Below are 20,379 nucleotides of genomic sequence, written 5' to 3'. Positions count from 1 at the left end.
GAAAGACTCAGGGTTTCTTGCGGAAGGCGTCGAGGGAAACCACTTCAGCTTCCTTCTTCGACGCGGGATTGCCATCGGAATCGACCGGTTCGTCCGACTTGTTGCCGGCCGCAGCAGCCGCCTTGCCCTTGCCGGGCAGCTTGGTCGGTTTGGCGGCACGGGCCGGGGCGATCGACTGGGGCTTGGCCGGCTCGCCGGTTTCCTCGCCGACGAGTTCCGGCTGCTCGTTGGCGGCATCCATGCCGCGAACGTCGAACTCGAGCTCGAAATTCACCGCCGGGTCATAGAAGCCGCGAATGGCGCTGAACGGCACGAGCAGGCGCTCGGGAATGTCGGAGAAGGAAAGGCCAACCTCGAAGGCGGTGTCGTTGACCTGCAGGTCCCAGTACTGGTGCTGAATCACGATCGTCATCAGTTCCGGATATTTCTCGCGCAGTCGCGAGGAAATCCGCACGCCGGGCGCCGAGGTCAGGAAGGTGATGAAGAAATGATGGTCGCCCGGCAGCCCGGTCTTGACGACTTCGCCGATGACCTTGCGGATCACGCCGCGCAGCGCGTCCTGCGCGAGAACATCGTAACGGATGAGATCCTGGCCCATTGCGGTGTCCTGAACTTACCTGTGCGGATCCGCCGGCCGTGCCGCACGCATCATAAAAAAGTGGAGGCTTCTGTTGCCAGGCGCCTCCGAGCCCCGCCTAGAAGTGCGAACCCCCAGGACTTGAATTGAAGCGTTCGCGCAGCTTACGCTGCGAGACGTGCTTCCGCATAGTTGTCGTTTGCAACTATAAAACGGCCCGATAACGGCGGTACCATTCCGAGCGAAAGTCCGATTTTTACACCCTCGTCGATCCTATTTCGCCCCCGCCTGGCCCCATCGTGACACTACGATGAAGCCAGGTGGAGGCGCCGGGTACCGCCCCCGGGTCCGAAAGGCTTATTACATCGGCCGTTTATCGCCGTAGCTGACCGAAGCCAGCGAACGGAATATAAGGTGCTCTGCCTGCCGTGAAAAGGGCAGGACTTCCGAAGCCAACAGGAATCGGTCAAGGTCGTCCGGATACGCCGGTGGCGTGGCCGCCCGGCACCAATGTCATCGGCAGGCTCGCTGCCTGCGGTAACACCGCACCCGGCTCGTCGCTCATGGCGTCTTCGCGGCGGTGTCGTTGCACCAAAATCGGCCAGGGCATCGGCCCGAACATGCCGGCCTGTCGCCGGAGGGAATCACCTGCATGCGTCAGTATCTGGATCTCCTGGGCCGCGTCATGGAGACCGGCACCGACCGTCCGGACCGCACCGGCACCGGCACGCGCTCGGTGTTCGGCCACCAGATGCGGTTCGACCTGTCGGCCGGCTTTCCGATGCTGACCACCAAGCGGCTGCACTGGAAGTCGATCGTCTACGAGCTCCTGTGGTTCCTGAAGGGCGACACCAACATCGCCTATCTCAACGCCAACGGCGTGCGGATATGGGACGAGTGGGCCGATGCCGACGGCGAACTCGGCCCGGTCTATGGGGCGCAGTGGCGTTCGTGGCCGGACTATCAGGGCGGGCATATCGACCAGATCGCCAGGGTGGTCGAGCAGATCCGCAGCAACCCGCATTCGCGGAGGCTGATCGTTTCGGCCTGGAACCCGGCGCTGGTCGACGAGATGGCGCTGCCGCCCTGCCACTGCCTGTTCCAGTTCTACGTCGCCGACGGCAGACTGTCGTGCCAGCTCTACCAGCGCTCTGCCGACATCTTCCTGGGCGTGCCCTTCAACATCGCTTCCTATTCGCTGCTGACGGCGATGGTGGCGCAGGCGACCGGGCTGGAGCCAGGCGAGTTCATTCATACGCTCGGCGACGCGCATCTCTACGCCGACCATTTCGAGCAGGCGCGGCTGCAGTTGACCCGTGAGCCACTGCCATTGCCGACGCTCAAGCTCAATCCGGCCGTCACCGACCTCTTCGCCTTCGCCTTCGACGACATCACGCTCGAGGGCTACGAGGCGCACGCCCATATCAAGGCGAAGGTGGCGGTGTGAACGACGACGTCATCCTTGCGCGCCCGGCCCTCGTCGCGGTCGTCGCGATGGCCGAGAACGGCGTCATCGGCCGCGCAGGGGCGATGCCATGGCACGTGCCGAGCGACCTCAAGCGCTATCGCCGCCTGACCATGGGCAAGCCGATGATCATGGGCCGCAAGACGCTGGAATCGATCGGCCGGGTGCTTGATGGTCGCGACACGATCGTGCTGACGCGGAGCCCGACCGTGCCGTTCGAGGGCGCGATCGTCGCCGATTCGCCGGAAGCGGCACTGACGCTGGCGAGGGAGCGCGCAAAAACACGCGGTACCGACGAGATCGTGATCGCCGGTGGCGGCGAGATCTACCGCGCCTTCATGGACCGGCTCGACCGCCTGCTGGTGACGCAGGTCGACGCAGCACCGGAGGGCGACGCGTTCTTCCCGCCGATCGATCCGGGCCTTTGGGAGAAGGTGTTAGACGAGCCCGCCGAGCGTGGGGAGCGCGACAGCGCGCCGTGCCGCTTCATCGTTTTCGAACGCCGGGTGGCTCGAGCGGCTTCGTTCGAGGGCTGAATCGACCGACCGCAGCCAGCCCTGCGCCGATAGCGGCGTTCACCATCTGCAGGTGTCGGCGGAGCGAAATGGTCGCGGCCGCGTTGAAAGCAGTTTTGTCAGTTCTTATAAGGGCTGTAATGGATCCGATGTGGGGAAGGGAGGACCGTCCCCCGCGTCCATCTCGCGAAATCTGGAAGGATATCGATGCCCTGGAGCAATCAGACCGGCAATGGCGGCTGGAAGGGTAATGCCGGCGGAGGCGGCCCATGGGGCCAGCGCCCGCAGCAGCCCCGTCCGAACAACGGCGGCTCTCCCGATCTGGAGGATATCCTGCGGCGGGGCCAAGACCGGCTGCGTCGCGCCATCCCCGGCGGCGGTGGTGGTGGCGGTGGTGGCGGCGGCAGCACGGCCGGCATGGCTGGGTGGGCGTTGCTCATCGTTGCCGGCCTCGCCGTGCTCTGGCTGTTCAAGTCGGTCTACACGGTTCAGGCCGACGAGGTCGGCGTCGAGATGCTGTTCGGCAAGCCGAAAGAGCAATTGTCGGAGCCGGGCCTGCACTTCATGTTCTGGCCCCTCGAGACGGTCGAGACGGTTCAGGTCGTCGAAAGCCAGATCACCCTGGGCAGCGGTCAGCAGGGCGAGACCTCCGGTCTGATGCTCTCCGGCGATCAGAACATCGTCGACGTGCAGTTTGCCGTCCTCTACCAGATCGACAATCCGCAGAACTTCCTCTTCAACGTCGACGATCCCGCTGCCATGCTGCAGCAGGTCTCCGAGAGCGCCATGCGCGAAGTCGTCGGGCGTCGCCCGGTTCAGGACGTCTTCCGCGACGACCGCGCCGGCATCGCCGAAGAGGTTCGCGCCATCACCCAGGACACGCTGAACGAATACGGCACGGGCTTGCGCATCAACGCGATCTCCATCGAGGACGCGGCGCCGCCGACCCAGGTCGCCGACGCGTTCGACGAGGTCCAGCGCGCCGAGCAGGATGAGGATCGCTTCATCGAGGAGGCGAACCGCTACCGCAACCAGCAGATCGGTCAGGCACGCGGAGAGGCGGCGCAGATTCGCGAGGATGCCGCAGCCTACAAGAGCCGTGTCGTGCAGGAGGCAGAAGGCGAGGCGCAGCGCTTCTCGTCGATCCTCACGGAATTCGAGCAGGCGCCGGACGTGACGCGCAGGCGGTTGTTCCTGGAGACGATGGAAGGCGTGATGCGCGGCTCGAACAAGGTCATCATGGAGCGCGGTGCCACCGGCGAGCAGGGCGTGCTTCCGTATCTGCCGCTGAACGAGCTCCAGCGCCAGGCGCCAGGCGCCGCCCAGACTCAGGGCGCCAACCGTCCTCCGGCAACGGCGACGCCGGGCACCGCGGCAACCAACCCGCAGACGGGAGCGAACTGATGGCCAACCGTTTTTACGGCGTCTTGATTGCGGTCGCAGTCGTCCTGTTGCTCGCCTGGAACTCGATCTTCATCGTTAACGAAAAAGAGCAGGCGGCTGTCGTGCGCTTCGGCGAGATTCAGCGGGTTGAGTCCGAGCCGGGCCTCTATTTCAAGCTGCCGTTCTCCTTCGCCGGCGCCGACAATGTCCGCAAGATGCCGGATCGGCTGCTGCGCTTCGACCTCGACGACATCCGCGTCCAGGTCTCGGGCGGCAAGTTCTACGAAGTCGATGCGTTCCTAGTGTACAATATCGCCAATCCCGCACTCTTCCTGCAGTCGGTCTCGGGTTCTATTCCGCAGGCCGAGCAGCGCCTGCGCACTCGTCTCGATGCGGCGCTTCGCCGGGTTTACGGCCTGCGCGGCTTCGAGGCGGCCCTGTCGGCCGAGCGCGGCGACATGATGCGGCAGGTTCGCGACCAGATCCGGCCGGACGCCGCGTCGCTCGGCCTGGAACTGACCGACGTCAGGATCCGACGCACCGACCTGACTCAGGAGGTCTCGCAGCAGACCTACGAGCGCATGCAGGCAGAGCGACTGGCGGAAGCCGAGCGCCTTCGGGCCCGAGGCCAGGTGGCGGCGCGGGAGATTCGCGCGGGTTCCGACCGTGAAGTGGTGGAGACCGTAGCGGCCGCCCAGCGCGATGCCGAAATTCTCCAGGGTGAGGGCGACGCCGAGCGCAACGGCATCTTCGCCGGCGCCTTCGGTGCCAACCCCGAGTTCTTCGACTTCTACCGGTCGATGCAGGCCTATCGCGACTCGCTGGCCAACTCGGGCACGACCCTTGTGCTGTCGCCGGACTCGGAGTTCTTCCGCTACTTTCAGACCGACGGCGGCACGATGGGCGGCGCAGCGGCCTCGACCGGCCGGCCGGGCGCTGCGCCCGCCGGGCCGGAAGCTGCGGCGCCTGCGTCACCGCAGACGGGCGAGGCGCCGGCTCAAAGCACCGACGCCGCGACGATCCCGGTTCCGCCGGCATCGGCCGATGCGCCTGCAACGGGCGATGCCGCGGCGCCGGCGGCGATCGATCCGCTCGCCGATCCCGGTTCGGACGAGGCGGCGGCGCCAGCGACTTCGGCGCCTGCCGCAGAAGCACCGGCAGCAGCGGCTACGACCGGTGATATCGGCGGCGCCGACGTCTCCGAGTTCAATTCCGGAACGGCGCCGGCTGCCGCCACACAGTGAGCGATCTTGTCGTCGCCCTCGGGTCTCCTCATGGTGATCGAGGGCGGCGCCGACTGCCTGTTCCCGGTCCGATGAGGGAGATGGTACGGCAAATCCTGACCATACCGGACACGACGATGCGCACCGGCGGCCTGGCTGCCATGGTGCTCGGCGTGGGCGTCGTCTGGCTCGCAAGGCATTGACCGCCGATATCTTCGGCACGTGGCCTGACTGGTTTCGAGCCGATCACGGCCACGTCAACCACCTGCAAACAACTTGATTCGGTCGCTTTTTTCCGCTCCGCTCACCAGCCGTGACGCGCCTTTGCAGCTATGCGCGGCGCCGGCGGCGACAGATGCGGACATGCCGCCGCCATTCCAGATGATCCGCCTGCAGGCGTACGACGATTCGGCCGCCGCCTTCCCGATCCGAGAGGACCCGCGATGAACGCTCGCCTGCGCCGCCTGCCGCTCCTGTCCCTTGCCGCCGCCTGGCTGGCCACGTCTGCCCTGATGCAGCCGCTTCCCGTCGCAGCGCAGGCTGTCGAGCCATTGCCGGCGCCGGAACCGTCCGTCCCGGCGCTGCCGGCACCGCCGGTCGACGAGGACGCGCCTGCCGCCCCGACCGTCGCACCGGTGGCGCCGCCTGCCGCCGCGCAGTCGGCATCGCGTGGCCCGGCCTCGGTTGCCGATCTCGCCGAATCGCTGCTCGACGCGGTGGTGAACATCTCGACGTCGCAGACGGTGGATCGCCCGGGTGGCGGCATTCCCGAACTCGAGGCGCCTGAGGGATCGCCGCTGCAGGATTTCTTCGACGATCTGCTGCGGGGCGATGACGGCGTCGGCGACCGCCGCGTCCAGTCGCTCGGCTCGGGCTTCGTCGTCGATTCGTCCGGCGTGGTAATCACCAACAACCACGTCATTGCCGATGCCGACACGATAACCGTCAACTTCGCCGATGGCAGCCGGCTCGACGCCGAATTGCTCGGGACGGATCCGAAGACCGATCTCGCCGTGCTCAAGGTCAATCCGCCGGAGCCGCTGGCGTCGGTGGAGTTCGGCGATTCCGAGGCGCTGCGCATCGGCGACTGGGTGATGGCGATCGGTAATCCGTTCGGCCTCGGCGGATCGGTCTCGGTCGGTATCGTCTCGGCGCGCGGCCGCAACATCAACGCCGGCCCCTACGACAATTTCATCCAGACCGATGCCGCCATCAATCGCGGCAATTCCGGCGGCCCGCTGTTCGACATGAACGGCCGGGTGGTCGGCATCAACACCGCGATCATTTCGCCGACCGGCGGCTCGATCGGCATCGGCTTCTCGATCCCGGCACAGCTGGCCGTCAACGTCGTCGATCAGCTCCGGGAATTCGGCGAGACCCGCCGCGGCTGGCTCGGTATCCGCCTGCAGGCGGTCACCGACGACATCGCCGAAGGGCTCGGCATTGCCGAGGCGAAGGGCGCCGTGGTCATGGGTATCGTGCCCGGCGGGCCGTCGGACAATGGGCTGCTCAAGGTCGGCGACGTCATCGTCCGGTTCAACGGCCAAGAGATCGAGACGTCGCGCGACCTGCCGCGCATCGTCGCGGAGACCCCGGTGAGCGAGACCGTCACCGTCGAGCTGTTGCGCAAGGAAGACACCGCGGCCCCGGCGGAGCCGCTATCCGTCGAGGTGACGCTCGGCCGGCTCGAGGACGGCGAGAGGCTGATGGCCGAGAGCGAGGCGGCGAGCGACCCGACCGCCGATACCGACAGCGACGCGTCCGACGACGACGCGACGCCCTCGGCGACCGTCGTCACGCTCGGCCTGACGCTGTCGGAGATCGATGCGCCGCTGCGCGCCCAGTACGGTCTCGGCGACGATGCCGAGGGCGTGGTGATCACCCAGGTCGAGCCGACTTCGAGCGCCGCGGAGAAGGGCATCGAGGCCGGCGCGGTTCTCCGCGAAGTGGCGCAGGAGGAAGTTTCCGAGCCGCAGGAAGTCGCGGACAAGATCGCGGAGCTCAAGACCAACGGGCGGCGCAACGCGCTGCTGCTGCTGGCTTCGGCGAGTGGCGACCTGCGCTTCGTGGTCGTGCCGATCGACTGACGGGGCCGGCGCGGCGCTCAGTCGCGGAATTCGTCGCGGCGGTAACCCTGCAGGAAGAGCAGGGCGGTGAGGTCGCCATGGTCGACGCGGTGGCGGGCCCGCGCGGCGACCGACGGCTTGGCGTGTAGCGCGACGCCGGAGCCCGCCAGCTCCAGCATCGGCAGGTCGTTGGCGCCGTCGCCGACGGCCAGGACGTCGGCGGTCGCGACCCCCATCCGGCCGGCAATCTCCTGCAGAGCCTCGACCTTCGCGGCGGCGCCGAGAATCGGCTCCGCGACCGCACCGGTCAGCTTTCCGTCGGCTGCCAGAAGCCGGTTGGCGCGGTTCTCGTGAAAACCGAGGCGCCCGGCGATCGGGCCGGTGAAGACGGTGAAGCCGCCCGAAACCAGCGCCGTGTGCGCGCCGTTCGCCCGCATCGTCGCGACCAGCGTCGCGCCGCCGGATGCCATCGTGATGCGCTCGGCGATGACCTTGGCGACCGTCGTCTCGGGAAGGCCTGCGAGCAGGGCGACGCGCTCCCGCAAGGCCGGCTCGAAGGCGATCTCGCCGTTCATGGCCCGGGCGGTGATGGCGGCGACGCGGTCCTTGATGCCCACCTCGGCAGCCAGCTCGTCGATGCATTCCTGGTCGATCATGGTGGAGTCCATGTCGGCGATCAGAAAGCGCTTGCGCCGTCCGGCCCGCTCCTGCAGGACGCAGTCGAAGGCGGAAGCTGCTGCGATCTCGGTGATCTCGTCACGCTGAGCATCCGAAACCGGCGTCTCGAAGCCGACATCGACTGCAAATCCGTCGTCGAGCCAGACCGCTCCCTGCGGCGACGCCCCGAGGATGCGAGCGACAGCGTCGCTGACGGCCGCGGGAAGTCCCGGCCCCTTGGGGGCGGCGATGAGCGTGGCGACGAACATGGAGATACGGTCCGGACATGGCGGCTGTGGAGGCGGTTCTGATAGCCGGGCCAACGGCGAGCGGCAAGTCGCGCCTGGCACTGGCGCTGGCCCGACGGCTGGACGGGGTGATCGTCAACGCCGACTCGATGCAGGTCTATGACGGGCTGTCGATCCTGACCGCGCGACCAACGGCGGCGGAGATGGCGGCGGTGCCTCACGAACTCTATGGCCACGTAAACCCCGCGATTGCCTATTCGGCCGGGGCCTATGTGCGCGACGCCGCCGCCAGCCTTGCCGCCGCCAAGGCCGCCGGGAAGCTGCCGATCGTCTGCGGCGGTACCGGCCTCTACTTCAAGGCGCTGCTCGGGCTGCTCGACACGATGCCGCCGGTGCCGGCTGCCATTCGCGAACGCTGGCGCGGCCGGCTCGCCGCCGAAGGCGCTTCGGTATTGCACCACCTGCTGGCCCAACGCGATCCTGCTGCCGCAGAGCGCATCGCGTCCGCCGACGGGCAGCGCATCGTGCGGGCGCTGGAGGTGGGCGAGGCGAGCGGCCAGACGCTGTCGGCGCTTCAGGCGGGGCAGGGCGCAGGCCCGCTGAGCGACGCGCGAACCATCAAGGTCGTGCTGACCCCGGCGCGCCCGGTGCTGCGCGAGCGGATCGCGCGCCGGTTCGGCGAGATGCTCGGCGAAGGCGTGCTGGCTGAGGTTGCGGCGTTCCGTGCCATGCAAGGTGCCATGGACGGATCCGCCGCAAGGGCGATCGGCGTCGACGAGCTCGGCGCCGTCATCGACGGCGCGCTGGATATCGCCACCGCCCGCGAACTGGCGGTGACCCGCACAAGGCAATATGCCAAGCGCCAGGAGACCTGGTTCCGCCACCAGTTCGGGCCGGACTGGCAGCGCCTGGAAGAGGCCGATCCGGATCGCATCGCGGGCATTTGACCGATCATCTTAAACGGCGCTTCACGCCGATGCGCTAGGTTTTGCAGAACGCGCTCCCGGAACCTCACCATGATCATGAGCAAAGCCGAACTGACGGTTCTCCTGTTCCTGGGAGCCATCGTGACGGCCACTGCCGGGCTCGCGGCCTTCTATGCCGTGGCGCATCCGGCGCTCGGCGCCGCCGGACTCGCCGAAGCCCAGCGCACCGGTACCATCCTCTTCTCCGGCACGATGGCCGCGATGCTGGTGGCGGTGGCGATCGGGCTGTTCTGGCTGTTGCCGACGATGCGCCGGCAGTTCCGCGAGCAGAACAAGCTGCAGTCGCTGACCGGCATCCTAACGCAGCGCTCGCAGGACCTCGAGACGGCGGCCCTGACCGACCCGCTGACCGGGATGAACAATCGGCGGTTCTTCGACGCCGCGCTCGGGCATTTCCTCGCGGAGTTCGCCCGGATCCAGCGGCCGATCGGGCTGATGATCCTCGACCTCGATCACTTCAAGGCGATCAACGATACCTACGGCCAGGACGTGGGCGACGAAGTGCTGAAGGCGATCGCGGCCTGTTTGTTCGAGTTCACCCGACACCACGACGTGGTGGCGCGGCTCGGCGGAGAGGAATTCGCCATCGTCGCGCCGAACCTCCATGCCGCCGAACTTGCCCAGCTGGCCGAGCGGATCCGGAGCGCGATCGCGGCGCTGCCGCTCGATCTCGGCACGATCCGCATCCGCGTGACCGTCTCCATCGGCCTTGCGGTCTCGATGCCGGACGACGATTGCACCGGCTTCTACAAGCGCGCCGACGTCAATCTCTATGCCGCCAAGCAGGCCGGCCGGAACCGCGTCTGTGCTTGACACCGTCACATTTCCGTCAAGAACCGCGGAACTCAAGCGGGTGTTGGTGCGTCTCGCCAAGAGCGCACAGGGAGCAGGCATGACGACCACAGAGGCAATCATCAGGGATCATGGCGACCGCATGCGGTATGCGGCGCGGGCCGGCTACGCCGCTCGGGGCGCGGTTTTCCTGATCATTGGCTATTTTGCCTTCAGTGCGGCTTTCGCCAGCGGCGAGGCGATGGGCGAGAAGGACGCGATCGACGAGATGGCTGGCTCCGGATTCGGGACGATCCTGCTGATCGCCCTGGTTCTGGCACTCGCGGCCTTTGCCGCCTGGCGCCTGTTCCAAGTGTTCTTCGATATTGACCGCCACGGCACCGGTGCCAAGGGCCTCTTCATCCGAACCGGGCTCACGATCAGCGCCTTTGCCTATGGCGCGCTCGCTTTCTATGCCGCGACGCTTTTGATCGGCATGGCCTCGGGCGGCGGTGGTAGCAACGGCATCGTCGCGGCGGCCTACGAGGCCGGCATCGGCGTATGGCTGACCTACGGTATTGCCGCCGGCATGGCTGCCGCCGGCGCCGCGCATGTCTTCAAGGGCGCGAAGGCAGGCTTCGAGAAGTACATGAACATCCCCGCCGACCGTCGCTGGCTCACGCCGGTCTGCCAATTCGGCCTGATCGCCCGGGGCATCACCTTCTTCATCCTCGCGGGCCTTCTCGTCACCGGTGCCGCGTCCTACCGCAGCGGCGACACGCCAGGGATTGACACGGCCCTGACGGCGATGGCGGGCTGGTCCTACGGCTGGTTGCTGCTTTCTGCGACCGGCCTCGGCCTGATCGCCTTCGGCGTCTACGCCTTTGCGGAAGCCGCCTATCGGCGGATCAATGTCGAGGCGGCGGCATGAAAGGACCGAAGCCGTATGCGGCCGCGCGGATAAAACAGGCATTGACGCAGGCCGTGCGGGAGCCTAGCTTCCGGGCATGATCACGACGACGACCATCATCGTAGTAGGAGTGCGCACACGCGAGGCGGCCTGAGGCCGCCCGGCGAAAGCCACGTGTGCGCGAACAAGGGCCCCCGAAGGGCCCTTTTTTATTGCCCGAAATCCGGCGCGACGAGCCGGAACGGGCACGACAAGCGGTCCGGAACAAGAGACGGAAGAGCACGACGATGAACGCGACTGGCGAGACATTCGAGATGACCGGCGCCGAGATGGTGGTCCGGGCGCTGAAGGAAAACGGCGTCACCGACCTCTTCGGCTACCCGGGTGGGGCGGTGCTGCCGATCTATGACGAGATCTTCCAGCAGGAGGACGTCCGCCACATCCTGGTCCGCCACGAGCAGGGCGCCGGACACGCCGCCGAGGGCTATGCCCGCTCGACCGGCAAGTCGGGCGTCATGCTGGTGACGTCGGGCCCGGGCGCCACCAACGCGGTGACCGCGCTGCAGGACGCGCTGATGGACTCGATCCCGCTCGTCTGCATCACCGGCCAGGTGCCGACGACGCTCATCGGCTCGGACGCCTTCCAGGAATGCGACACGGTCGGGATCACGCGGCCCTGCACCAAGCACAACTGGCTGGTGAAGGACGTCAACGACCTGGCGCGGATCCTGCACGAGGCGTTCCACGTCGCGACCACCGGCCGGCCGGGCCCGGTCGTCGTCGATATCCCGAAGGACGTGCAGTTCGCCACCGGCATCTACACGCCGCCGCCGGCGCAGCCCAAGCACGAGAGCTACCGGCCCCGGCTCGATCCCGATCGCGAGCGCATCGAGGCGGCGGTGGCGCTCTTGGCAGGTGCGCGCCGGCCGATCATCTATTCCGGCGGCGGGGTGATCAATTCCGGGCCCGAGGCCTCGCAGCTTTTGCGCGAGTTCGTCGACCTCACCGGCTTTCCGATCACGTCGACGTTGATGGGGCTGGGCGCCTATCCGGCTTCTGGCAAGAACTGGCTGGGCATGCTCGGCATGCACGGCACCTACGAGGCAAACCTCGCCATGCACGGCTGCGACGTCATGCTGTGCATCGGCGCGCGCTTCGACGACCGGATCACCGGCCGGCTCGACGCCTTCTCGCCGAACTCGCGGAAGATCCACGTCGATATCGACCCGTCCTCGATCAACAAGGTCGTGCGCGTCGAGGTGCCGGTCATCGGTGATGTCGCTCATGTCCTGCGCGACCTGATCGCCTGCTGGAAGGGGCAGGGGGCTTCGGTCGACGCGCCGTCGCTCGACGCCTGGTGGCAGGACATCGACGGTTGGCGCGATCGCAACTGCCTCGCCTACCGGCCGAACGACGACGTCATCATGCCGCAATATGCGGTGCAGCGGCTCTACGAGGCGACCAAGGACCGAGAGACCTATGTCTCGACGGAAGTCGGCCAGCACCAGATGTGGGCGGCGCAGTTCTACGGCTTCGAGGCGCCGAACCGCTGGCTGACCTCGGGTGGGCTCGGCACGATGGGCTATGGCCTGCCGGCCTCGATCGGGGCGCAGATCGCCCATCCCGATGCACTGTCGGTCTGCATCGCGGGCGACGCATCGGTGCTGATGAACATGCAGGAGATGTCGACGGCGGTTCAGCACGGTGCCAACGTCAAGATCTTCATCCTGAACAACCAGTATATGGGCATGGTACGGCAGTGGCAGCAGCTCCTGCACGGCAACCGCCTGTCGCACTCCTACACCGAGGCGCTGCCGGACTTCGTCAAGCTGGCGGAAGCCTATGGCGGCCACGGCATCCGCTGCGAGAAGCCGGGCGACCTGGACGGCGCGATCGAGGAGATGCTGGCGGTCGACAAGCCGGTGCTGTTCGACTGTCGCGTTGCCAATCTCGCCAACTGCTTCCCGATGATCCCATCGGGCAAGGCGCATAACGAGATCCTGCTGCCCGACGAGGCGACGGACGAGGTGGTCGGCCGCGCCATCGACGCCAAGGGCCGGGCGCTGGTCTGAGGCGACGATGGCGGCCAACCCGACCTTCGCGGCGACCCTTCACCCCGGCCTCTCGGGCCGGGGCAGGGCGTGCCGGGCGGCGCGCGCCCGCTCAGGTCGGGCGCTTGAACTCGACGTTGCGCCCGTCGGAGCGGATCTCCAGCGTGAACGGCGTGCCGCGGACGTCGCGCCCTTCGTAGACGAAGAAGCTCGTGTAGTTCTGTCGGCTCGACAGCGTGACCGCCTCGATTTCGGCCTCGGGCAGCAGCGCCTCGGCGATCCGCGCGACACCGTCGGGTACGGTATCGGAACTGATCGCCCGGTCGATCTGCAGGATGGTGCCGTCCGGCGCCACGGCGACCGAGACAGTCTCGCCGCGCAGCGTCCCACGCAGATCGAAGCGTTCGCCGTCGCCCTCGATGGCGACGCTGGTGAATTGCGCGCCGGGGAGCGCAAGCTCGGCGTTGCCGATCACCACCAACGGCACGGCGACCATGTCGTCGTCGGCGCGATCGCTGGCGCCATCCGCGAGCCGCTCTTCGTGCTTGGGCTCGCCGTCAGCTTGGGGTGCACCGGTCGCCGCCGCGTCGGCCTCGGCGATGGCCGGTTTCCGCTCGGCAGCTTCGTCATTGCCGGCCATGGCTGGACGGCTCGTCCCGACAGGTTCCCCGATGGCCTCGCTCACGGAGACATCCGGGGTCTGGCCGGCAACCCCGGCGGCATTGATGCCGGTCTCGCGGGCGCCGGTGTCGCTGGCGGCATTCCGGGTTTCAGGCGACCCGGTGAGGTCGGCGGGCGTATCTGCGAGCGTTTCGGCGCCGTCCAGCGCGGCGGCGGCTCCCGCCACGCTCTCGGCGATCACCGCCTCCGCAGACGGCGCGTCGCCGGCGTCTTCCGGCTCGATCGCGACGGCGACCAGCGATCCGTCGCGGCACGTCAGGCGGTAGGTCCCGTCCTGCCCATCGACACTGAGCGTCAGCGCGAAGCCGGCGTCGGTCAACGCTGGGATGCATTGTCCAGCCGGCGCCTGTGCCGCCGCATCGAGGGACATCGCGGCGAGCGCCGCAGCCGCGCCCATGATTGTGACCTGTCGCATGGTGAAGTCTCCCGTCTTGCCCTGGCGGGCGGCTGGTGCCCGACACTGCCACGGGAACATGCCATCACGGTGACCGACGTCCAGCCCATGGACGCGGTCGCCTTCCTCTCCACCGCGCACGGCCGTCGTGCCGCGCAACCGCGAAAGTGCCGAGTCCGACCATGAACAGCCCCGTCCCGCCGCCCGCCTCAGCCTATTTCATCACGCCGGAAAAGGAGGCCATCGAGTCGCGCATCCTGGCGATCATCGTCGATAACGAGCCGGGCGTCCTCGCACGGGTCATCGGCCTGTTCTCGGGGCGGGGCTACAATATCGAAAGCCTGACGGTTTCGGAGACGGAGCACGAGAAGCATCTTTCGCGGATCACCGTGGTGACCAAGGGCGCGCCGCACGTGATCGAGCAGCTGAAGAGCCAGCTCGACCGCATCGTGCCGGTGCACCGGGTGGTCGACCTCACCCGCGCTGCCGGCGAGGACGGGGAAAGCGGTCCGGTCGAGCGGGAGCTCGCCATCGTCAAGGTAGCCGGGCAGGGGGAGAAGCGCGTCGAGGCGCTGCGGCTCGCCGACGTGTTCCGGGCCAAGGTGGTCGATTCCTCGATCGAGCACTTCGTGTTCGAGCTGACCGGGCGGCCATCCAAGCTCGACAAGTTCGTGGCCATCATGGCGCCGCTCGGCCTCGTCGAGGTCTGCCGCACCGGCGTCGCGGCGCTGTCGCGTGGCAAGGACGGGATGTAGTTCCCAAGCCGTTTCCTCACCGTCAGCGCTGCTGACCGATCGATCCGACCATGAGCACCGACGTCCTCCTTGCCCTTGCAGCCTTCGCCTTCGTCTCGTCGGTGACGCCGGGGCCGAACAATTTCATGCTGCTCGCCTCGGGGGTGAATTTCGGCTTCATCCGGACGATCCCGCATATGTGCGGGATCGCCTTCGGCTTCTGCCTGCTGCTGCTGGCCGTCGGCTTCGGGCTGGGGACCTTGCTGACGGCCTATCCGCCGCTGCATCTGGCGCTGAAGATCGTCGGCGGGGCCTATCTGCTCTATCTCGCTTGGCGCATCGCGACGACGCGGACCGTCAAGGAACAAGGTGGTCGGGAGGCGCCGATGACCTTTCTCGAGGCCGCGGCGTTCCAGTGGGTCAACCCGAAGGCCTGGGTGCTCGCGGTCACCGGCATGGCTGTCTACACCGACCCGGCGCGGCCGTTCGCGACCGTTCTTCTCGTCACGCTGGTCTTCGGCCTGGTGAACTGGCCGAGCGTGTCGATATGGGCGGCGTTCGGCGTGATGCTGCGGCAGTTTCTGGCCGATCCCGTTCGGCTCAAATGGTTCAATATTGCTATGGGTGTTCTGCTGGCGTTCAGCCTCGTGCCGTTACTTCTTTAGTCATATAGTCATATAGTCATATAGTCATATGGTCGGATGGCTTGGTTCGCGGCCGGGCGGGACTATCTCCCCGCGCGATAACAGTCTCGTGAGGAACATGATGGAACGAACCGAGCGGTTCGCGGCGTCGCCGAGCGAAGAGCGACGCTACCGCCTGCTGGTCGACGCGATCACCGATTACGCGATCTACATGCTCGATCCGGATGGCGTCATCGTCAGCTGGAACGCCGGCGCCCAGCGTTTCAAGGGCTATACCGAACCGGAAATCCTCGGTGAGCATTTCTCGCGTTTCTTCACCGAGCCGGACCGGGATGCCGGCCTGCCGCAAAAGGCGCTTGCGACCGCCGCCGCGGAAGGGCGCTTCGAGACCGAAGGCTGGCGGGTCCGCAAGGACGGCACCCGCTTCTGGGCGAATGCGGTGATCGATCCGATCCGTCTGTCGACCGGCGAACTGGTCGGCTATGCGAAGATCACCCGCGACCTCTCCGAGCGCAGGGCCGCCGAGGAAGCCCTGCGGCAGAGCGAGGAGCAGTTCCGCCTGCTGGTCAACGGCGTCACCGACTACGCCATCTTCATGCTCGACCCGGAGGGTCGCGTCACCAACTGGAATTCCGGGGCGCAGCGGATCAAGGGCTACCGGCCCGACGAGATCGTGGGGCAGCATTTCTCCCGTTTCTACACCCCGGAGGATCGGCAACGCGGCGAGCCGCAGCGGGGCCTGACGACAGCGCTCGTGGAGGGTCGTTTCGAGACTGAGGGCTGGCGCGTCCGCAAGGACGGTACCCGTTTTTGTGCCCACGTGGTGATCGAGAGGATCACCAGCGATGCGGGCGTGGTCATCGGCTTTGCCAAGATCACCCGCGACGTCACCGAGCGGGCCGAGGCGCAGCGGGCGCTGGACGAGGCCAACGAGGCGCTCGTCCAGTCGCAGAAGATGGAGGCGATCGGCCAGCTGACCGGCGGTATCGCCCACGATTTCAACAACCTCCTGACGGCGGTGCTCGGCAGTCTGGAACTGGCGCGCAAGCGGGTGGCGGACGACCCGGCGGTGCTGGGGCTGATCGACAATGCGCTGAAGGGCGTCGAGCGCGGCGCCTCGCTGACGCAGCGCATGCTCGCCTTCGCACGCCGGCAGGACCTCGAGCCTCGGCCGGTCGATTTGCGCGAGCTGGTCGAGGGCATGAGTGCCTTCCTGCAACGCTCGCTCGGCCCGCAGGTGACGATCACCGCGCGCTTTCCGGAACGGCTGGCGCCGGTCCAGGCCGATCCCGTCCAGCTCGAGACGGCGCTTCTCAACCTGTTCGTCAATGCCCGGGACGCCATGGACGCCAGCGGCGAGATCGTCGTCGAGGCCGGCGAGGAGATCGTCACCGACGCGGTGACCGATCTTCCGCCGGGGCGCTATGTCCGGCTTGCCGTCATCGATACCGGCGAGGGCATGGACGAGGCGACGCTGGCGCGTGCCGCCGAGCCGTTCTTCACCACCAAGGGCATCGGCAAGGGGACCGGACTCGGCCTCTCCATGGTGCACGGGCTCGTTCGGCAGTCGGGCGGCCGGCTGGTGATCAAGAGCCGCAAGGGAATCGGCTCGACGGTCGAATTGTGGTTGCCGCAGTCGCTGGACGTACCGCCCGTGGTGGCGCCCGAGCCCGAGGTGACGAGGCCTCCCGCTGCGATGGGTCCTATGGTCATCCTCGCCGTCGATGACGACGGCCTTGTCCTGATGAACACCGCGGCGATGCTGGAGGATCTCGGGCACACGGCGCTGGAAGCCTTTTCCGGCAACGAGGCGCTGGCGCTTCTGCGCGCCGGCCAGCGCGTCGACCTGGTGATCACCGACCATGCCATGCCCCACATGACCGGCAGCCAGTTGGCCGAGGCGATCCGCGCCGAATGGCCGGGCATCCCCATCGTGCTCGCCACCGGCTATGCGGAACTGCCCCCCGGGGGCGACCGGTCGCTGCAGAAGCTGGCCAAGCCCTTCGGCATGCGCGAACTCGAGGCGGCGGTCGCCGAGGCGATGGCAGGCGCGCCGCGGATGCCGGTCCAGCCCCATGCGACGGCCGGGGGCGAGGCGGCTGGCAACGGTCGGTGATGTCTCGTGGCGATGAGCTGATGCGTTTCCCCGCGCCGGGGTGAAAAGCGCTTCCCGCCCGTATAGACATCGCATCAAAGGATTCGCGCGTTTGGGCCCGAATCCGCGACGGAGATCAGCTTGAAGCTTTCACCCCAGCAGGACGACGCGCTGGTCGCGGTGGCGCGCTGGCTCGAAGCCGGCGAGACCCCGATCTTCCGCCTGTTCGGCTATGCCGGCACCGGCAAGACGACGCTGGCGAAGCATTTCGCCGAAGGCATCGACGGCGCCGTGCAGTTCGCCGCCTTCACCGGCAAGGCGGCGCAGGTGCTGCGCTCGAAGGGCGCCCGCAGCGCCCGGACGCTGCATTCGCTGATCTACCGGCCACGCGGCGAGGAGACCGTGTCGGACGAGGCGAGCGGCATTTCGCGCGTCTCGCCGACCTTTTCGCTCAACCGGCAGAGCCCCGTCGCCAAGGCAAAGCTCGTCATCGTCGACGAATGCTCGATGGTCGACGAGGCGCTCGGCCGCGACCTCATGTCCTTCGGCACGCCGATCCTGGTGCTCGGCGATCCCGGCCAGTTGCCGCCGGTCTCGGGCGGCGGCTTCTTCACCGAGGCGGAGCCGGACTTCCTGCTCAGCGAGATCCACCGCCAGGCGCGCGACAATCCGATCATCGAGCTGGCGCTGCATGTCCGCGAGGGCAAGGAACTGATGTACGGCGACTGGGGCACCGCCAAGATCATCTCCAAGCGCGACGTCGAGACGGAGAAGGTGCTGGCCGCCGACCAGGTGCTGGTCGGCACCAATCGCACGCGCCGGCGCTACAACACGCGGCTGCGCGAGCTGAAGGGCTTCGAGGGCGCGCTTCCGATGGCGGGGGACAAGCTAGTGTGCCTGCGCAACGACCCGCCCAAGGGCCTGCTCAACGGCTCGCTCTGGCAGGTCCTGACCGCCTCGCGCGAGACGACGAAGCCGGGCATCAACCTGATCGTCAAACCCGACGACGACGACATCGACCAGGGCGCGGCGAAGATCCGTCTGCTGAAAGCGGCCTTCGAGGAGCCGGACGCCGAAGTGCCATGGTCGACCAAGAAGCGCTTCGACGATTTCGACTATGGCTACGCGCTGACCGTCCACAAGGCGCAGGGCTCGCAGTGGAACGACGTGATGCTGTTCGACGAGAGCTGGGCCTTCAAGGAGACGCGCGAGCGTTGGCTCTACACGGCGATCACCCGGGCCGCCGAGACACTCACCATCGTCAAATGAAAAGCGGCGGCGCCCGGGGCGCCGCCGCTTTTGTCGATCTCTTTCTGTCCGGCTGGCCGTAGCCGCAGGCTGTACCCGCCGCCCTCAGCAGCCCGCGGCGGAAAGATAGGCCGTGCCCGCCTCGATACGGTCGAGGGTGATGGTGCAGCCGTCGCCGACATCGGCGGAGGCGCCGGCGGCAAGCTGCTGGCGGCCCGAGCCGACGACGTAGATCGTCGCCTCGGTGTCGGTAACGCCCGAAAGGAACACCCGGTGCTCGCCGAAGCTGGCGGTCTGACCGGTGCTGATGCCGGTCGGCTCGCCGGCAGCGGGGGGCACAGCGGCGGCAGCCGGCGCTGCGGGAGCAGGAGCCGGGGCGGCGGCGGGCGCAGCGGGTGCCGGAGCCGCAGGAGCCGGCGCTTCCGCCGGCGCCGCTGCCGGAGGAGCTGCGGCCGGTGCGGTTGCCGGCGCCGCAGCTTCTGCCGGAGCGGCCTCTTCCGCCGCGGGGGCGGCAGCGGCGTCGGCACCACAGCCTTCCGAGCTCAGCGTGACGGCGCCGTTCGCGATGCTGTCGACGGTCACGGTGCAGCCGTCGCCGGCGTCGAGAGTACCGCCGACCGCGACCCGCTCACGCGAGCCGCCTACCGGAAAAAGCGTCGCTTCGTTCTCGGTGAGTCCCGAGACGAAGATGCGGGTTTCGCCGAAAATCGCGGTGCCGCCGATAGGGGTGGCGCCGGTGTCGGCTGGCTCGGCAGCAGGGGCTTCTGCGGCGGGCGCCGGAGCCTCGGCGGCAGGGGCGTCGGCAGCAGGTGCTGCGGCTGTGGCGGGCGCTTCCGCCGCCGGTGCTTCCGCTGCTGGCGCTGCGGCAGCCGGAGTGGCCGCTTCGGCCGGCGCGGCCGTGCCGCAGCCTTCCGCCGACAGATAGGCGGCGCCAGCGGCGACACCCGCCAGCGTCACCGAGCAACCCTCGCCGACGTCAACCGACTCGCCCGCTGCCACATCCTGCGGCTCGCCGCCGGCAACGGCCAGCGTCGCGGTGCCGGCTTCGGCCGAGATCGCCGACAGGACGACGGGGCTGCCGCCATAGATCGCCGACTGGCCGGGAAGCAGGATCGCGCCGGTATTGCCGATCTCCGCTGCCAGCGCGGCGGGATCGCCGGCGCCTGCCGCGGGGGCGGATGCCTGACCCTGGACGGCCTGGGAGATGGCGTCGGTGCGGGCGGCAAGATCGGCGGCGAGCTGGTCGACGCGCGCCTGGAGCGCATTCACCGCCTCGGCGACGTTGCCGCCCGTCTGGCCGGCCTGCTGCTGCAGGCTCTGCGACAGCGCGTCAGTGCGGGCCACCACGTCGGCCCCCAGCTGGTCGACGCGGGCCTGCAAGGCGTTGACGGCATCGGCAACGCCGGTGCCTGCCGTGGCCACATCCGCCGGCACGCGCTGGCTCAGCTCGGTGACATGGGTCTGGATCTGGGCAATCGGCGCCTCCAGTTCCGCGATCCGCTGCGACGTTCTTTCGTTGACGTCGTCGATATCGGGACCGGCCCACCAGCCGATCAAGAGACCGACGAGACCTGCGATAACGATCGGGATGAAACGTGATCCGCCCATGGCAATCCTCCTTGCGTGCGTTGCGCGTAGTGACTAGCCCGCCGGCACCGCTGTCAACCGGAAATCCTCCCGATCGCTGCAGCGCGGTAGCCGCACCGACGCACGGGGGGCCGGCGACGCAGG

General features: G+C 67.8%; 18 protein-coding genes and 1 other RNA gene. 14 read left to right on the top strand and 5 right to left on the bottom strand.

Annotated features, from left to right (window positions below; genetic code table 11):
* Window positions 1–7: 7 nt before the first annotated feature.
* Window positions 8–598 (bottom strand): SspB family protein, encoded by a 591-nt coding sequence (locus GTW51_RS02180; protein ID WP_163042219.1) that lies wholly within the window; start codon window positions 596–598, stop codon window positions 8–10.
* A 59-nt stretch (window positions 599–657) separates the two neighbouring features.
* Window positions 658–1,016, bottom strand: a transfer-messenger RNA (tmRNA) gene (ssrA, locus tag GTW51_RS02175).
* Between the two features lie 213 nt (window positions 1,017–1,229).
* On the opposite strand from ssrA, the gene GTW51_RS02170 reads away from it, so the two are divergent.
* From GTW51_RS02170 to GTW51_RS02145, 6 genes are all read left to right on the top strand, one after another.
* Window positions 1,230–2,024, top strand: a complete 795-nt coding sequence (locus GTW51_RS02170; RefSeq protein ID WP_163042218.1) for a thymidylate synthase — start codon at window positions 1,230–1,232, stop codon at window positions 2,022–2,024.
* A complete protein-coding gene (locus tag GTW51_RS02165; protein WP_343033873.1) occupies window positions 2,021–2,578 on the top strand; it encodes a dihydrofolate reductase in 558 nt (185 codons plus the stop codon). The genes GTW51_RS02170 and GTW51_RS02165 overlap by 4 nt, the downstream gene beginning before the upstream one ends.
* Before the next feature lie 186 nt (window positions 2,579–2,764).
* Window positions 2,765–3,961, top strand: a complete 1,197-nt coding sequence (gene hflK, locus GTW51_RS02160; RefSeq protein WP_163042217.1) for an FtsH protease activity modulator HflK — start codon at window positions 2,765–2,767, stop codon at window positions 3,959–3,961.
* Window positions 3,961–5,184 (top strand): SPFH domain-containing protein, encoded by a 1,224-nt coding sequence (gene hflC / locus GTW51_RS02155; protein WP_163042216.1) that lies wholly within the window; start codon window positions 3,961–3,963, stop codon window positions 5,182–5,184. The genes hflK and hflC overlap by 1 nt, the downstream gene beginning before the upstream one ends.
* A gap of 71 nt (window positions 5,185–5,255) precedes the next feature.
* Window positions 5,256–5,366, top strand: coding sequence for a DUF2065 family protein (locus GTW51_RS02150; protein ID WP_163042215.1), 111 nt, complete (start codon window positions 5,256–5,258; stop codon window positions 5,364–5,366).
* A gap of 240 nt (window positions 5,367–5,606) precedes the next feature.
* Window positions 5,607–7,250 carry a Do family serine endopeptidase gene (locus tag GTW51_RS02145; RefSeq protein ID WP_246232500.1) on the top strand — a complete coding sequence of 548 codons (1,644 nt, stop codon included), beginning with the start codon at window positions 5,607–5,609 and terminating at the stop codon, window positions 7,248–7,250.
* 17 nt (window positions 7,251–7,267) lie between these two features.
* Here the strand turns inward: GTW51_RS02145 and serB are convergent, their stop codons facing one another.
* Window positions 7,268–8,155: a phosphoserine phosphatase SerB gene (gene serB / locus GTW51_RS02140; RefSeq protein ID WP_163042214.1), complete on the bottom strand. Its 888-nt coding sequence runs from the start codon at window positions 8,153–8,155 to the stop codon at window positions 7,268–7,270.
* A 17-nt stretch (window positions 8,156–8,172) separates the two neighbouring features.
* On the opposite strand from serB, the gene miaA reads away from it, so the two are divergent.
* From miaA to GTW51_RS02120, 4 genes are all read left to right on the top strand, one after another.
* Complete coding sequence (gene miaA / locus GTW51_RS02135; protein ID WP_163042213.1) at window positions 8,173–9,081, top strand: tRNA (adenosine(37)-N6)-dimethylallyltransferase MiaA; 909 nt, start codon at window positions 8,173–8,175, stop codon at window positions 9,079–9,081.
* 69 nt (window positions 9,082–9,150) lie between these two features.
* Entirely contained in the window at window positions 9,151–9,933 is a 783-nt protein-coding gene (locus GTW51_RS02130; protein ID WP_163042212.1) for a GGDEF domain-containing protein, read from the top strand.
* 79 nt (window positions 9,934–10,012) lie between these two features.
* The gene (locus GTW51_RS02125; RefSeq protein ID WP_163042211.1) at window positions 10,013–10,822 is read left to right on the top strand and encodes a DUF1206 domain-containing protein; all 810 of its coding nucleotides are present in this window, start codon (window positions 10,013–10,015) and stop codon (window positions 10,820–10,822) included.
* A 266-nt stretch (window positions 10,823–11,088) separates the two neighbouring features.
* A complete protein-coding gene (locus tag GTW51_RS02120; protein ID WP_281354559.1) occupies window positions 11,089–12,873 on the top strand; it encodes an acetolactate synthase 3 large subunit in 1,785 nt (594 codons plus the stop codon).
* A gap of 91 nt (window positions 12,874–12,964) precedes the next feature.
* Here GTW51_RS02120 and GTW51_RS02115 read toward each other — a convergent pair whose 3' ends face one another.
* On the bottom strand, window positions 12,965–13,948 hold the full coding sequence (locus GTW51_RS02115) for a hypothetical protein (protein WP_163042210.1): 984 nt from the start codon (window positions 13,946–13,948) through the stop codon (window positions 12,965–12,967).
* A 161-nt stretch (window positions 13,949–14,109) separates the two neighbouring features.
* Between GTW51_RS02115 and ilvN the strand changes: the two genes are divergently transcribed.
* The 4 genes from ilvN to GTW51_RS02095 all read left to right on the top strand — a co-directional run bounded on the left by ilvN (window position 14,110) and on the right by GTW51_RS02095 (window position 18,669).
* Window positions 14,110–14,682, top strand: coding sequence for an acetolactate synthase small subunit (gene ilvN, locus GTW51_RS02110; RefSeq protein ID WP_163042209.1), 573 nt, complete (start codon window positions 14,110–14,112; stop codon window positions 14,680–14,682).
* A 50-nt stretch (window positions 14,683–14,732) separates the two neighbouring features.
* The gene (locus GTW51_RS02105; RefSeq protein WP_163042208.1) at window positions 14,733–15,326 is read left to right on the top strand and encodes a LysE family translocator; all 594 of its coding nucleotides are present in this window, start codon (window positions 14,733–14,735) and stop codon (window positions 15,324–15,326) included.
* 100 nt (window positions 15,327–15,426) lie between these two features.
* On the top strand, window positions 15,427–17,421 hold the full coding sequence (locus GTW51_RS02100; protein ID WP_163042656.1) for a hybrid sensor histidine kinase/response regulator: 1,995 nt from the start codon (window positions 15,427–15,429) through the stop codon (window positions 17,419–17,421).
* Between the two features lie 120 nt (window positions 17,422–17,541).
* Window positions 17,542–18,669: an ATP-dependent DNA helicase gene (locus GTW51_RS02095; protein ID WP_163042207.1), complete on the top strand. Its 1,128-nt coding sequence runs from the start codon at window positions 17,542–17,544 to the stop codon at window positions 18,667–18,669.
* An 84-nt stretch (window positions 18,670–18,753) separates the two neighbouring features.
* Here GTW51_RS02095 and GTW51_RS02090 read toward each other — a convergent pair whose 3' ends face one another.
* Complete coding sequence (locus tag GTW51_RS02090) at window positions 18,754–20,256, bottom strand: apolipoprotein A1/A4/E family protein (protein ID WP_163041840.1); 1,503 nt, start codon at window positions 20,254–20,256, stop codon at window positions 18,754–18,756.
* Window positions 20,257–20,379 lie beyond the last annotated feature (123 nt).

Origin of the sequence: Aurantimonas aggregata, from assembly GCF_010500835.1 — a bacterium.
Classification (GTDB): domain Bacteria; phylum Pseudomonadota; class Alphaproteobacteria; order Rhizobiales; family Rhizobiaceae; genus Aurantimonas; species Aurantimonas aggregata.
This window is presented reverse-complemented; position numbering and strand designations above follow the sequence as displayed.

What these genes read in the sequence shown, in the direction of transcription:
- GTW51_RS02180 (WP_163042219.1), bottom strand. Translation starts at nt 598, where the DNA reads ATGGGCCAGGATCTCATCCGTTACGATGTTCTCGCGCAGGACGCGCTG.
- GTW51_RS02170 (WP_163042218.1), top strand. Translation starts at nt 1,230, where the DNA reads ATGCGTCAGTATCTGGATCTCCTGGGCCGCGTCATGGAGACCGGCACC.
- hflK (WP_163042217.1), top strand. Translation starts at nt 2,765, where the DNA reads ATGCCCTGGAGCAATCAGACCGGCAATGGCGGCTGGAAGGGTAATGCC.
- hflC (WP_163042216.1), top strand. Translation starts at nt 3,961, where the DNA reads ATGGCCAACCGTTTTTACGGCGTCTTGATTGCGGTCGCAGTCGTCCTG.
- GTW51_RS02150 (WP_163042215.1), top strand. Translation starts at nt 5,256, where the DNA reads ATGAGGGAGATGGTACGGCAAATCCTGACCATACCGGACACGACGATG.
- GTW51_RS02145 (WP_246232500.1), top strand. Translation starts at nt 5,607, where the DNA reads ATGAACGCTCGCCTGCGCCGCCTGCCGCTCCTGTCCCTTGCCGCCGCC.
- serB (WP_163042214.1), bottom strand. Translation starts at nt 8,155, where the DNA reads ATGTTCGTCGCCACGCTCATCGCCGCCCCCAAGGGGCCGGGACTTCCC.
- miaA (WP_163042213.1), top strand. Translation starts at nt 8,173, where the DNA reads ATGGCGGCTGTGGAGGCGGTTCTGATAGCCGGGCCAACGGCGAGCGGC.
- GTW51_RS02130 (WP_163042212.1), top strand. Translation starts at nt 9,151, where the DNA reads ATGATCATGAGCAAAGCCGAACTGACGGTTCTCCTGTTCCTGGGAGCC.
- GTW51_RS02125 (WP_163042211.1), top strand. Translation starts at nt 10,013, where the DNA reads ATGACGACCACAGAGGCAATCATCAGGGATCATGGCGACCGCATGCGG.
- GTW51_RS02120 (WP_281354559.1), top strand. Translation starts at nt 11,089, where the DNA reads ATGAACGCGACTGGCGAGACATTCGAGATGACCGGCGCCGAGATGGTG.
- GTW51_RS02115 (WP_163042210.1), bottom strand. Translation starts at nt 13,948, where the DNA reads ATGCGACAGGTCACAATCATGGGCGCGGCTGCGGCGCTCGCCGCGATG.
- ilvN (WP_163042209.1), top strand. Translation starts at nt 14,110, where the DNA reads ATGAACAGCCCCGTCCCGCCGCCCGCCTCAGCCTATTTCATCACGCCG.
- GTW51_RS02105 (WP_163042208.1), top strand. Translation starts at nt 14,733, where the DNA reads ATGAGCACCGACGTCCTCCTTGCCCTTGCAGCCTTCGCCTTCGTCTCG.
- GTW51_RS02100 (WP_163042656.1), top strand. Translation starts at nt 15,427, where the DNA reads ATGGAACGAACCGAGCGGTTCGCGGCGTCGCCGAGCGAAGAGCGACGC.
- GTW51_RS02090 (WP_163041840.1), bottom strand. Translation starts at nt 20,256, where the DNA reads ATGGGCGGATCACGTTTCATCCCGATCGTTATCGCAGGTCTCGTCGGT.